General features: G+C 62.7%; 13 protein-coding genes. 3 read left to right on the top strand and 10 right to left on the bottom strand.

Features of this window, described 5'->3' with window-relative positions:
- The first annotated feature begins 69 nt into the window (after nucleotides 1-69).
- Complete coding sequence (gene alaS / locus B5526_RS30990; protein WP_079543557.1) at nucleotides 70-2,754, top strand: alanine--tRNA ligase; 2,685 nt, start codon at nucleotides 70-72, stop codon at nucleotides 2,752-2,754.
- Nucleotides 2,755-2,792: 38 nt separating this feature from the next.
- Here alaS and B5526_RS30995 read toward each other — a convergent pair whose 3' ends face one another.
- The 9 genes from B5526_RS30995 to B5526_RS31035 form a co-directional block, all read right to left on the bottom strand.
- Nucleotides 2,793-3,998: a serine hydrolase domain-containing protein gene (locus tag B5526_RS30995; protein WP_244562103.1), complete on the bottom strand. Its 1,206-nt coding sequence runs from the start codon at nucleotides 3,996-3,998 to the stop codon at nucleotides 2,793-2,795.
- A 71-nt stretch (nucleotides 3,999-4,069) separates the two neighbouring features.
- Entirely contained in the window at nucleotides 4,070-4,354 is a 285-nt protein-coding gene (locus B5526_RS31000; protein ID WP_079543558.1) for a DUF3303 domain-containing protein, read from the bottom strand.
- A 3-nt stretch (nucleotides 4,355-4,357) separates the two neighbouring features.
- A complete protein-coding gene (locus B5526_RS31005; RefSeq protein WP_079543559.1) occupies nucleotides 4,358-4,867 on the bottom strand; it encodes a DUF3455 domain-containing protein in 510 nt (169 codons plus the stop codon).
- Nucleotides 4,868-4,870: 3 nt separating this feature from the next.
- Nucleotides 4,871-6,085, bottom strand: a complete 1,215-nt coding sequence (locus tag B5526_RS31010) for an NADP-dependent isocitrate dehydrogenase (RefSeq protein ID WP_079545619.1) — start codon at nucleotides 6,083-6,085, stop codon at nucleotides 4,871-4,873.
- Between the two features lie 122 nt (nucleotides 6,086-6,207).
- Nucleotides 6,208-6,825: a hypothetical protein gene (locus B5526_RS31015; protein ID WP_079543560.1), complete on the bottom strand. Its 618-nt coding sequence runs from the start codon at nucleotides 6,823-6,825 to the stop codon at nucleotides 6,208-6,210.
- 92 nt (nucleotides 6,826-6,917) lie between these two features.
- Nucleotides 6,918-7,931 (bottom strand): zinc-dependent alcohol dehydrogenase family protein, encoded by a 1,014-nt coding sequence (locus B5526_RS31020; protein ID WP_079543561.1) that lies wholly within the window; start codon nucleotides 7,929-7,931, stop codon nucleotides 6,918-6,920.
- Nucleotides 7,932-8,036: 105 nt separating this feature from the next.
- Nucleotides 8,037-8,462 carry an Rrf2 family transcriptional regulator gene (locus B5526_RS31025; RefSeq protein ID WP_079543562.1) on the bottom strand — a complete coding sequence of 142 codons (426 nt, stop codon included), beginning with the start codon at nucleotides 8,460-8,462 and terminating at the stop codon, nucleotides 8,037-8,039.
- Nucleotides 8,459-9,298, bottom strand: coding sequence for an enoyl-CoA hydratase/isomerase family protein (locus B5526_RS31030; RefSeq protein ID WP_079543563.1), 840 nt, complete (start codon nucleotides 9,296-9,298; stop codon nucleotides 8,459-8,461). Before B5526_RS31030 ends, B5526_RS31025 begins: the two co-directional genes overlap by 4 nt.
- A 65-nt stretch (nucleotides 9,299-9,363) precedes the next feature.
- Nucleotides 9,364-10,089, bottom strand: a complete 726-nt coding sequence (locus tag B5526_RS31035) for an alanyl-tRNA editing protein (protein WP_079543564.1) — start codon at nucleotides 10,087-10,089, stop codon at nucleotides 9,364-9,366.
- 267 nt (nucleotides 10,090-10,356) lie between these two features.
- Between B5526_RS31035 and B5526_RS31040 the strand changes: the two genes are divergently transcribed.
- Complete coding sequence (locus B5526_RS31040; protein WP_079543565.1) at nucleotides 10,357-11,559, top strand: TrmJ/YjtD family RNA methyltransferase; 1,203 nt, start codon at nucleotides 10,357-10,359, stop codon at nucleotides 11,557-11,559.
- Between the two features lie 127 nt (nucleotides 11,560-11,686).
- On the opposite strand, the gene B5526_RS31045 is transcribed toward B5526_RS31040, so the two are convergent.
- Entirely contained in the window at nucleotides 11,687-12,352 is a 666-nt protein-coding gene (locus B5526_RS31045; protein ID WP_079543566.1) for a TetR/AcrR family transcriptional regulator, read from the bottom strand.
- A gap of 231 nt (nucleotides 12,353-12,583) precedes the next feature.
- Between B5526_RS31045 and B5526_RS31050 the strand changes: the two genes are divergently transcribed.
- Nucleotides 12,584-13,126: an OsmC family protein gene (locus tag B5526_RS31050; protein WP_079543567.1), complete on the top strand. Its 543-nt coding sequence runs from the start codon at nucleotides 12,584-12,586 to the stop codon at nucleotides 13,124-13,126.
- Nucleotides 13,127-13,183: the final 57 nt, after the last annotated feature.

Here is a 13,183-nt window from a genome sequence, read left to right on the forward strand (position 1 = left end):
TCTAAAAGCGGGGCGCGGAACAATGCCCCTTTTGGGGCTGATTCTTTATGGTTTTGCGATTGGGCGAACATGAGCGGCGTCAACGAGATCAGGTCGACATTTCTGAACTTCTTCAAGGAGAACGGCCACGAGATCGTGCCGTCGTCGCCGCTGGTGCCGCGCAACGATCCGACGCTGATGTTCACCAATGCCGGCATGGTGCAGTTCAAGAACGTTTTTACGGGCGTCGAGAAGCGGCCCTATCAGCGCGCCACCACCTCGCAGAAATGCGTGCGTGCCGGCGGCAAGCACAATGATCTCGACAATGTCGGCTATACCGCGCGGCATCACACTTTTTTCGAGATGCTCGGCAATTTTTCGTTCGGCGATTATTTCAAGGACCGCGCGATCGAGCTTGCCTGGAAGCTGGTGACCAAAGAGTTCGGCCTGCCGAAGGACAAGCTCACGGCGACCGTCTATATCGACGACGACGAGGCGTTCAACCTCTGGAAGAAGATCGCGGGCCTCCCGGAATCGCGCATCATCCGCATCGCCGGTTCCGACAACTTTTGGCAGATGGGCGACACCGGCCCGTGCGGGCCGTGCTCGGAGATTTTCTACGACCACGGCGACAAGATCTGGGGCGGACCGCCGGGCTCGCCGGAAGCCGACGGCGACCGTTTTATCGAGATCTGGAATCTCGTGTTCATGCAGTTCGAGCAGCTCGAGGGCGGCGTGCGCAATCCGCTGCCAAAGCCCTCGATCGATACCGGCGCCGGGCTCGAGCGTGTCGCTGCCGTCTTGCAGGGCAAGCACGACAATTACGACATCGATTTGTTTGTCGCGCTGATCCGTGCCATCTCCGAATTGACCGGTGCGGATCCGCAAGGGCCGCAGAAGGCCTCGCTGCGCGTGATCGCCGATCATCTGCGCGCCTCGTCGTTCCTGATCGCCGACGGCGTGCTGCCCTCGAACGAAGGCCGCGGCTATGTGCTGCGCCGGATCATGCGCCGCGCGATGCGCCATGCGCAACTGCTCGGCGCCAAGGACCCGCTGATGCATCGCCTGGTCTGGGCGCTGGTGCGGGAGATGGGCCAAGCGTACCCCGAACTGGTCCGCGCGGAAAACCTGATCGAGGAAACGCTGCGGCTCGAAGAGACGCGCTTCCGCAAGACGCTGGAGAAGGGACTATCGATCCTCGACGAGAAGAGCCGCGGCCTGAAGAAAGGCGACATGTTCGACGGCGACACGGCTTTTACGCTGTACGATACCTATGGTTTTCCGCTTGATCTTACGCAGGACGCGCTGAAATCGCGCGGCATCGGCGTCGATCAGGCGGCCTTCACCGATGCGATGGACCGGCAACGCGAAAAGGCGCGTGCGGCGTGGGCGGGAAGCGGCGATACCGCTACCGAGAATGTCTGGTTTCCGTTGCGCGAAAAGCTCGGCGCGACTGAATTTTTGGGCTACGAGACCGAGACCGCCGAAGGCGTGGTCGCGGCCCTTGTGAAGGACGGCAAGGAAGTCGATAGCCTCAAGCCGGGCGAGAGCGGTGCACTCGTCCTGAACCAGACCCCGTTTTATGCCGAATCCGGCGGTCAGGTCGGCGATACCGGCGTGATGACCGGCGAGGGCGTGCGGTTTCGGGTCACCGATACCCAAAAGAAGGCCGGCGATCTCTTTGTGCATCTGGGCACCGTCGAGCAGGGCACCCTGAAGCCCGGCACGGCGCTATTGCTCCAGGTCGATCATGCAAGGCGCACCTCGATCCGCGCCCATCACTCCGCGACGCACATCCTGCACGAGGCGCTGCGCCAGGTGCTCGGCGACCACATCGCGCAGCGCGGTTCGCTGGTGGCGCCAGACCGGTTGCGCTTCGACTTTGTGCACCCAAAACCGATCACGCCCGAAGAGTTGAGCCGGGTCGAGGACATCGCCAACGAGGTGGTGCTGGAAAATGACGAGGTCACCACAAGGCTGATGGCGGTGGACGACGCCCGCGACGCCGGCGCCCGCGCCCTGTTCGGCGAGAAATATGGCGACGAGGTGCGGGTGGTGTCGATGGGCAAGAGTGCTCGCGGGCACGGCAGCAACGCGCTCGGCTGGTCGGTCGAATTGTGCGGCGGCACCCATGTGCGCCGCACCGGCGATATCGGCCTGATTTCAGTGACCGGCGAAAGCGCGGTGGCTTCCGGCGTTCGCCGCATCGAGGCGCTGACCGGACGCCATGCCCGCAAGCATGCCAACGACGCAATCGTGCTGGCAAAGACTGCGGCGGCGGAGCTGCGCACCACGGTCGAGGACGTGCCGGCGCGCATCGCCGCGCTGATGGAAGAGCGCAAGAAGCTCGAACGCGATTTGTCGGATGCGCGCAAGAAGCTCGCGATGGGCGGCGGCGCTTCCGCCTCCAGCGGCTCATCGGCGAGCGCCGCCGGCATCCGCGAAGTCGGCAACGTCAAGCTGATGGCGCGCTCGGTCGAAGGCATCGAGATGAAGGACCTCAAGAGCCTCGCCGATGACGGCAAGAAACAGCTCGGCTCCGGCGTGGTCGCAATCGTCGGCGTCACCGAGGACGGCAAGGCCGGCGTCGTGGTCGGCGTCACCTCCGATCTCACTTCACGGTTCAACGCGGTCGATCTGGCGCGCGTCGCTTCGGGCGTGCTCGGCGGCAAGGGCGGCGGCGGCCGCCCCGACATGGCGCAAGCCGGCGGCCCCGACGGCGCCAAGGCGGGAGCCGCGCTCTCGGCGATTGAAAAGGCGATGGCTGGCGCCTAACGGTCGGCGGTCTTCGCGCTCGAGCGAAGGATGCGCCGTCAGCCCTTGCGCTTCACCGCCTCATAGGCCAGCCGCTTGAATTCGACGGCGAATGGATGGGTAAACGCCATCTGGCGCTGGGTCATCATCAAGCCCGCGACACCGGCCTTGGGCGAAATCCACCATTGCGTGCCCGCGACGCCGCCCCAGAAAAGTTCGCCGGCCGCATTTTTGTGGTCGAACGGCGAAGGCTCCAGGATCAGCCCGCCGGCCAGACCGAACCCCCTGCCTCGAAGCTCTCCAACACCAGGGAAGCGCATCCAAATTCCCTCCGGCAATTGGTTGGTCATCATGAGCGCAATCGTATCCGGTTTGAGCAAGGTCGGGCCGCCGGGAAGCAGGCTTCGGATCAACGCGACCATATCCGGCAAGGTTGAAACCAGGCCGCCGCCGCCATTCAGCCTGGGGAAGGGGCGCAAATAAGCCCCCGGATAGGGCGCGTCATCGGTGCGCGTGAGTCCCGGCTTCATGGGGTCCATCAAATCAGCCCCGGCGTAATATGCGGTGAGCCGGCCGCGGCTTTTCTCCGGCACGACGAAGCCGGTATCGACCATGCCGAGCGGATCGAGAATCCGCGATTGGATGAATTTGTCGAAGCCCTGACCGCTGATGATTTCGACGAGCCGCGCCGTGACGTCGGTAGCGACCGAATATTCCCATGACGTTCCCGGATGATAGGTCAGCGGCAGGTCAGCCAGCACGTCCATCATCTCGGCCAGCGTGGTCGCGGGATTGAGCACCTTTCGCTCGTTGTAGGCCTTGGAGATCGTTGCCTCCGGGTCAAGGAAACCGTAGCTCAGCCCCGCACGGTGGCTCAGCAGATGGCGAATGGTGATCGGTCTTTCGGCTGGCTCGGTATCGCTTAGTGAGCTCGCACCCGGGCGCAGAACGCGGCGGTTTGCAAGCTGCGGAATAAACCTCTCGATCGGATCGTCGAGCTGGAAGCGACCTTCCTCGAACAGCAGCAGCGTGGCGCAGGATGTGATCAGCTTGGTATTGGAGAATACGCGGAAGATGTGGTCGACGCGCAACGGCGTCTGCGCTTCCTTGTCGGCCCATCCGACGCAGTTCACATCCACCAGATCCCTGCCAACGAGCACCGCGGTCGACACTCCGGAAAGGACGTTCGCATCGACGTAGCGGCGCATGGCGGCGTGTGCCGCCCCAAAATCGTACCCGCTCGCGGTTACCTTCATGTCTTCCATCGCTGCCTCCCCCTAACATTCGCGTCGGGCCGTCCACGCGTTGGCTGATACGCGATTTGCCGATCGAATAGCTATTTCTGGTCCAGAAACGGCGCGACGACCTCGCGCGTCTCCTTGCTCGGCACCACCGGCACAATTTCAAACGTCATGCCGAACCCCTGGCAGTTCAAAATCCACTCCTGCAGCAGCCGCGCGTCGTCGCATTCCATCAATTGGAAGCAGCGGTCGAAATTGGGCTCGATCCAGCTGCCGACATATTTCAGCCCATCGGGAAATTTGATCCCGACATCGCGCACGCGCTTGTAGACCGGGATCGGGTCGCGGTCTTTAAATCGCTCGATCACCATGAACAGCATGGCCTAGCCCTTGCGCAGGAACACATAATCCGCGGAGTAGGGCGCGCTGCGATAGGTGCCGGCGGTTTCGCACGCCCCATCGAGCTTGCCGCCCATCGTGTTGATCCGCTGCACCGTGGTGACACTACTGAGGACGCCGCTGCCGCGCTTAGAGACCACGTCGAGCTTCAGCCAGGGAATATCGCGCGCGGTAGCACCGGGGGCATTGCCGATAATCTTGCCGACCACGGCGCTGCCGTCGCTGTGCTCCCAGTTCGGTCCGGCATAGTGGCGGCCGATGGTCTTGCCATCCGCGATCAGCGTCGCGATCGGCTCACGGAACGCCCAGGAGAGCTTGCCGTCGGCGCCGGCCTTGCATTCATAGACCTGTGCGCCTTCGGCGTGCACGGTGAGCACGACGGTCTCTCCCGGCGCCGCGATGGCGTCGGGAAGAGGAGCTTCATTGGCAGGAGCGCTCGCCAGCGAACCCGACAGCAGCACAAGCGCGAGAGCACCACTCCGAAAAAGCGGCATGACTTACGCCGCCGTCGCCTTGGTCAGGTTTTCCGCGACCTTGTCGAGGAAGCCGGTGGTGGACAGCCAGCGCTGGTCGGCGCCGACCAGGAGCGCGAGATCCTTGGTCATGTAGCCGGCCTCGACGGTGTCGACGCAGACCTTTTCCAGGGTAGCCGCAAATTTGGCCAGCGCATCGTTGTTGTCGAGCTTGGCGCGGTGCGACAGGCCGCGGGTCCAGGCAAAGATCGAGGCGATCGAGTTGGTCGAGGTCTCCTTGCCCTTCTGGTGCTCGCGGTAATGCCGCGTCACCGTGCCATGGGCGGCCTCGGCTTCGACCGTCTTGCCGTCCGGCGTCATCAGCACCGAGGTCATCAGACCGAGCGAGCCGTAGCCTTGGGCGACGGTGTCGGACTGCACGTCGCCGTCGTAGTTCTTGCAGGCCCAGACGTAGCCGCCCGACCATTTCATCGCCGCCGCCACCATGTCGTCGATCAGGCGGTGTTCGTAGGTGATTTTCTTGGCGTCGAACTGGGCCTTGAATTCCTTGTCGAAAATCTCCTGGAAGATGTCCTTGAAGCGGCCGTCATAGACCTTGAGGATGGTGTTCTTGGTCGAGAGATAGACCGAATAGCCTTTTGAAAGGCCCATGTTGAGCGAGGCGCGGGCGAAATCGGCGATGGAATCGTCGAGATTGTACATCCCCATCGCAATGCCGGCGTTCGGCGCCTTGTAGACTTCGCGTTCGATCACCTTGCCGTCCTCGCCGACGAATTTCATCGTCAGCGTGCCCCTACCCGGAAACTTGAAGTCGGTGGCGCGGTACTGGTCGCCGAAGGCGTGGCGGCCGATGATGATCGGCTTGGTCCAGCCCGGCACCAGCCGCGGCACGTTCTTGCAGATGATGGGTTCGCGGAACACCACGCCGCCCAGAATGTTGCGGATGGTGCCGTTCGGCGATTTCCACATTTCCTTCAGGCCGAATTCCTTCACCCGGGCTTCGTCCGGGGTGATGGTGGCGCATTTGACGCCGACGCCGACCTTCTTGATCGCATTGGCGGCGTCGATCGTGACCTGATCGTTGGTCTTGTCGCGGTATTCCATCCCGAGGTCGAAATACATCAGGTTGATATCGAGGAACGGGTGGATCAGCTTGTCCTTGATGTATTGCCAGATGATCCGGGTCATCTCGTCGCCATCGAGTTCGACGACGGGGTTGGTCACCTTGATTTTTGCCATGGGGAAGAGGGCCTTTTTGGAACAGCGCGTTTCGGGGCGGGTTGGCATTTAAGTCGCAACCGTCGCTATAGCATCCGAAAACGCGGGCTGGAAGGCGAATGGGCGAGCAGCCAGCGTCGATTTCAGGCGACCCTGAAACGGCGCGCCAGCGCGGCTCTGGCTTTGCCGATCGGCATCGCCGCAATCACCTCCGCCGCGTGACCCGGATGGCGCGCCTCCCTGACCTCGGCAACATATCGAAACAGTCTTGCCTCGCGCCAGTGGTGATCAGGGTTGCACAGGCGGAGGATCGCCTGCCAGACCGGCTCAGCGAACGCTTCGTCGGCGCCATAGCAGCCACCCCACAGACATTGCAGGGCGAAGGCGCGCGAGGCGCGCGGCTCGACAGTTGGTGCAAGCTGCAGGACCCTTTCGAGCTCACCCCCCGCATAGTCATGATGCCCGCGCTTGTAGGCGGCCTCGAGCGGCCAGGACATCACCGCCACGGTGTTATAGGGATCCGCGCAGGCATAGGCGGCGGCGACCGCTTCACGGAGGATCTTGAGGACATTCGATTCGCGCGCATGGGCTGCGACATAGGAAAGCGCCTGCGCGCGATACCAGGCGTCGGGAATGGCATGCGCCAGCGCCAGCGCCTTGGCCGGATCGGCGGGCGCCATGCGGCTGACTTCCGCCCGCCCATAGACCGAGGCCATGGAAGGGCGGGCAGGCACCAGCTTGCTGCGCAGGAAGGCGGTCATGCCAAGTTGGTCGCAACAGGGCTCTGACGGGTTCGCGAAATTGCGCGAACGCTGCGGTGCAACCTGTAGCCGAGGTCGCGCGGGCCTCGTCGCTAGAAAACGAACAGCGGCTTGCCCCCGTGGGCTGGAGATTCTGCCAGGGTGACGGCATCGCTAAACTGCTGGATTTTCAGCGGTTGTCCTTCCGGTATCCGGAGAGTTCCGCCGGCAACAAGTTTGAAGGTCGCCGCAATCGCCGCGCTGATCTGCTCCCGTGGTGTGGTCGAGAACCAACGGTAGAGCCAGAATCCTTTGGTGATCTTGGTTTCGTAGATCACGGACCGGGCGAATAACGGGATAGTGAGTTTCTCAGGTTCGGTCTGGCGATGCGTTGAGAGCGCACCGTACACAATCATCGTCCCGCCCGGCGTCAGCGAGCGGGAGACGTCGGCGCCGACCTGGCCGGCGACACAATCGATCGCCTTTGAGACACCATCAGGGCCGGCAATTTCCGAAACGCGTTGTCTTATGTCCTCGTCCTCGCTGCAAATCACTTCGGTGCCACCCAGCGCCTTTATCTCCGCGACGGCGGCGCGGCGGCGCACGACATTGATGGTCTTAAAGCCGAGATGCTTCCCGAGCTGCAAAACCATCTTTCCGACCGTCGAACCTGCCGCGGTCTGCAGCAGCCACTCGCCAGGCTGGACGCCGAGTTCGTTGGTGACGAGGAGCTGCGCGGTTAAGGGGTTCGCAAGCAGTTGCGCCGCGGTTGATGCGCTCATCTCTTTCGGTACCGGCAGCACGCGCGCTGCGTCCGCAACGAGGAATTCCTGCCACGTCCCTGTCACGCCCACGGTGATGACACGCTGGCCAATCGAGAGCGCATCAACTCCCTCGCCGATCGCGTCGATGAGCCCGACGGATTCCAGGCCCAGCACAGCGGGCAATGGTGGCGCGAAGCCATACCGGCCGCGAAGGATGTGGAGGTCGCTGGCGTGGATGGGCGTGGCCGCGACGCGGATCCGTACCTGTCCGCGACCCGGCTGGGGGACAGGGCGGGTTTCCAGGCGAAGCACTTCCGCAGGTTCACCGGTACCATATGCGACAAGGGCCTGCATCGTTGTCATCCAACGCACTCCTTTTTGCTTTGGGGCTAGATGTAACAATATTTGTTACATCTAGGGTCGAGGTACATTCTTCCCTTCACGGAGATCGCCGCACGCTTATTTTGATCAGTCGACCGTTTCCGCCAGCACCTGCGCCACCGTCGTTTTCGCGAGATCACGCCGGAGCGATCTCTCCAGTCCCCCGTACACGTCCTTCAGGGTGGGCTGGATGCCTCTGCCGACCGGGCAGGTCTGGTTCGGGGTGGAATGATGCATGGCAAACAGCGGGCCTGTTTCCACCGCGTTATAGATATCGAGCAGCGTGATCGCGGTTGGACGTTTGGCCAGCACCCATCCTGCATTGGCGCCGCGCTGGCTCTGGACCAGACCGGCCTTTTGAAGGAGGCCCAGGGCACGGCGGATCACGACCGGATTGGTGTTGACGCTGAGCGCGATCCGCTCCGAGGTCACTGGGCCGGGCCGGTTTCGTTCGACCAGCGCCATCCAGGACAGAATGTGGATCGCGACCGTCAGTTGACTGTTCGCGCTCATCGCAGACCCGCGACCGCAACATCGAGCGCTTCCTCGAAGCGTAGCTCGACTTGCCTGCTCTGACCGCCTGCCGCCATATAAGCGCGCATGCGTTGTTCGCTGACGGGATCCGCCAGCGATGCGCTGAAAAGCTGGGCCTCTTCCATGAGACCGCGATGCATTTGAGGCAACGCCGCATCGACGGCGAGCTTGGCCCGCGCGATCGCATTCGGAGGATGGGAGGCGATACGCGCGGCGAGGCGAGTGACGAACGGGCGCAGTTCGTCTGCCGGCAGGGCCCGGTTGACCCAGCCGTAACGCTCGGCGGTTTGCGCATCGAAAGCCTCGCAGCCTGCGATGATCTCAAGCGCCCGGGCGCGGCCGGCCAGGCGCGCCAAATGCTGGGTGCCGCCGCCGCCGGGGATCAGGCCAAGTGCGACCTCCGGCTGGCCGAGAATGGCGCGGCCGATGGCGGCGAAGCGCATGTCGAGCGCCAGCGTGAACTCGCTGCCGCCGCCTCGTGCAGCGCCCTCCAAAAGCGCGATCGTTATCTTCGGCATCAGCCGGTAGCGCTCCAGCATCGCATGGAAACGCTTTAGCGTGACGGCGGGAGCGGGCGGCGGCCCGCAACGCGAAACCAAGTCCGCGATGTCATAGTGCGCCAGGAAGAAATCGGGATTTGCGCTCTCGAAAATCACCACGCGGACGGCGTCATCGGCGCGCAGCTCGGTTTCAAGGCGATCGAGTTCGCCCATCAGCCTGACATCGAGCAGGTTGATTGGCGGATGATCGATGATTACCCAGGCGACGCTGCCCGCGCGCTCGACACGAAGGAGATCATAATTGTAATCGGGCATTGATCGCTCCTTGACCCAGTCGTAACAATATATGTTACGATTGGCTCGTCAAGAGGCGAAGACCATCACGAAGACGTTCCCTCCAGGGCGATACGCAGGCGCCGATTATGCCTGCCCTTGTTCTCGATCTTGAGAATTCGAAGCCCGCGAGAAGCCCCGGTCGCGCCGAGGTGCGTGCCGCCGCAGGCCTGGCGATCGAGACCGACGATCTCGACGATGCGAATTTTGCCGTCCGGCGTCGGCGGCGGCGCCACCGATTTCGAGCGGATCAATCCGGGTTGGTCGTAGGCATCCTCGGCCGGGATGTAGTCGTCGCGCACGATTAGGTTCTGCCGGATCGCGTCATTGATCGGCGCTTCCAGCGCGCGGAGCCGGTCGTTGTCGGCTTCCGGCAGGTCGAAATCCATCCGCGCGGTGCCGTCCTCGTTCATCTGAACGCCGGTGACGAGGGCGCCGTTAAAACTCTGGAACACCAGCGCGTTGAGGATATGTGTATCGGTATGCAGCTCGCGCATCATCTGGCGGAACCCCGGATCGACCGCCGCCTGCACGGTTCCGCTCGGCTCAGCCGCGTCGGCCAGCAGGTGCCAGAGCCTGCCTTCGGCGGACTCGAACCCGACGATCGCGGTCGCGCCGCCGGACCAGTGCAGCATCCCGCGGTCGGCAAGTTGCCCGCCGCCGCCGGGATAAAACGGCGATTGCGCCAACAATACGCGGCCGGGTTTCGCGTCGACAATCTCGGTCTCAACGACGAGGGTGTCCGGATGATCGTGACAGAATAGCCTTGCCATGTGCTTGCTCGAAAATGCGGTCTCGTGGATAGCATTGACCCAGCGGGAGACGGCTGTATTGGCGAAAATTGCCGGGAAACAGGGGGGCTGTGGAAGCCCGAATTGAGGTTTTGACCGAAGATTCAAAGACGTCGCTAAGCCAATTATATTGCTTGAGAATTTCTTTCGGACAGGCCATCGAATAGCGGCCGCCGCCTAAGGCTTTGAATCAGCCTCTTCGGAGCCTGATTCAAACTGTTCAGAACTTGAATCAGAAAGTGAAGTGAGATGTCCGGGTCGGGCACCGATAAGACTAAGATAGGCGTCGATCTCGTTGGTCCCATTGTGATTTTGGTCGAGCCGCAGCTCGGCGAGAATATCGGGATGGCCGCGCGCGCGATGGGCAATTTTGCGCTCACCCGGCTGCGCATCGTCAACCCGCGCGACGGCTGGCCGAATATCAGCGCGCAGCGGGCGGCTGCCGGCGCCGACCATATTCTCGAGCAGGCAAAACTGTTCGACACGGTCGAGCAGGCGGTCGCCGACTGCACATTGTTGTTCGCCACCACCGCCCGCGCCCACGATCAGGCCAAGCCCGTGGTGGCGCCGGAACTGGCCGCGCGGGAGATCGCGAGCGACATCAAGGGCGGCGGCACGGTCGGCATCCTGTTCGGCCGCGAGCGCTATGGCTTGCAGAACGAGGAGGTGGCGCGCGCCAACCGCATCATCACCTTTCCGGTCAATCCCGGCTTTGCCTCGCTGAACCTGGCGCAGGCGGTGCTGCTGATCGGTTATGAATGGTTCAAGCTTTCGACCGAGGGGGCGCTGCCGTTTGCGATGCCCGAACATTCCGAGCGCGCCTCGCAGCATCAGACGCAGGCATTCTTCGACAATCTGGTGCGCGAGCTCGACAGGGTCGAATTTCTGCGCCCCGCCGAGAAGCGCGAGACCATGCTGGTCAATCTGCGCAACATTTTTGCGCGGATGGAACCGACCAAGCAGGATATGCACACACTCCATGGCGTGGTGATGGCAATCGCCGAGGGGCGCAAGGGACCGGCGAAGGGCGGCGTGCTCGACGGCGCCCAGGCCACAAGACTCCGCGCGCTGCTCGCCGAGCACGGGCAGGGCGCCTTGCCGTCGGAGAGCGGCACGGTGCGGGGGCTGGCGCGTTTGCTGCGGCGAAATCCGACCGATGCCGAGCGCATCCTGTGGCAGGCCCTGACCTCGGATCGCCGCTTTGCCGGGCAATTCAAGCGCCAGACCCCGGTCGGCCGGCACATTCCGGATTTTGTCTCCTTCGTGCACCGGATCGCGGTCGAGCTGATCAATCTGGACGAAACGGCGGTGATTGCAAACGATCGCGCCGCGCGGCAGGCGTGGCTGGAGGCGCGGGACTACCGGGTGATCAAGATGCGTGTCGCCGATATCGAGGGCGATCTGGCGGCGGAACTGGAGCGGCTGGAAGCTGCGCTGCTGGGCCCGCGCTAACGAGATTTGCCGTCATTGCGAGGAGCGAAGCGACGAAGCAATCCAGCTTTTGGCGTTGCGGCGCGATGGATTGCTTCGCTGCGCTCGCAATGACGGCTTCAAACCCGGCGTTCGCCGAGACGACGGCTTAGACTGCCACGAGTTGCTCAGCTGCGCTGCTTGCGCGTTTCGGCTTTTTCACCTTTGACGGTCCAAACAGCGAGCCCGCCGCAAGTCCCGCGGTATCGGCGACGCAGGGGTCGCGCGAAACCATGGCGGCGACGATGGCGCCGTCGATCAATAGGGCAAGCTGATGGGCGAGAACTTCCGGCTCCGCCGCGCCCATTTCGCCGGCGAGCTTTTCGATGTGGGCGAGCACGACCTTCTTGTGGCGTAACGCGATGTTGCGAAACTGCTTCTGATCCTTGTCGTGCTCGGCGACCGCATTGATGAACGGGCAACCGTAAAAACGTTCCTCGCCGAACCACTTCTTCAGCGCCGGAAAGATCCGCGTCAGTTTTGTCTGTGGATCGCCGCCACCGGCTTCGATGGCACCGATGAACCATTCGCGCCACTGCTTGCCTTCGCTCTCGAGCACCGCATGCACGAGATTGGTCTTCGAGCCGAACAATTTGTAGAGCGTGGTCTTCGCCGTGCCGGCCTCGTCGATGATGGCATCGATGCCGGTGGCGTTGATGCCGTTCTTGCAGAACAGATGCGTCGCCGCGTTGAGAAGGCGCCCGCGCGCTGATTCCTCATCGCCGGCGGGGTGTGCCGCCGCGGTCGATCTTTTCTTCGAAGCTGATTTGCCCATGCGCCGCAGTTAATCGGACCGCAGGGAAATCATCAAGTCGCATCTTCATTTGCCCAAAATAATCGCGCCAAGGCGGCAACTGCATCGCGATTAAGCAAAGCGCGGCTGACCAAACCGAAGGCAGCACGGGCTAAGCGACTACAACACCTCGCATTTCGATTTGCGCGGCATCTGGCACGGGTTATGCAGGAAACAGACCGTTCGGTATCCTACCCCCTAGGGAGAAAACAGATGACCGCGGTCGCTCAAAAAACAGTGCTTACAGGCTGCCTCGCCCCGATCGACAGACAAGGGCTGGAGCAGCTCATTGCCAACGGCAAGGCCAATCCGAAGGTCATCAAGACCTTGAAGTGCAAGACGGTCGCCGAAGGCAAGTTTCGCCACGCCAACTATATCCGCAACCTGCCGCCCTACATCGTCGATGAGCCGCCGGGGCTTCTGGGCGACGACACCGCGCCCAATCCGTCGGAGGCTTCGCTCGCTGCGCTCGGCTCGTGCCTTGCGGTCGGACTGCACGCCAACGCCGTGCATCGCGGCTGGACCGTCAACAAGCTCGAGCTTCAGCTCGAGGGCGACCTCAACATCACCGCCGTCTGGGGCACCGGCGACGTCAGCGAAAAGCCGGTCGGTTTTACCGATGTGCGGGTCAAGGTCGACATGGAGTGCGAAGGCGTCCCGCAAAGCGAGATCGATGTGCTGGTGACCCACGTGAAAAAATGGTCGCCGGTCGCCAACACGTTTACGCGGCCGGTCAATCTCGAGGTCAGCGCTTAAGCCGCTGGCGGAAGTTTTCGCCGTTGCAATCGTCTTTTTGATCGTCTTTTGCAAACA

Origin of the sequence: Bradyrhizobium lablabi (genome assembly GCF_900141755.1) — a bacterium.
In the GTDB taxonomy this organism is placed as follows: Bacteria; Pseudomonadota; Alphaproteobacteria; order Rhizobiales; family Xanthobacteraceae; genus Bradyrhizobium; species Bradyrhizobium lablabi_A.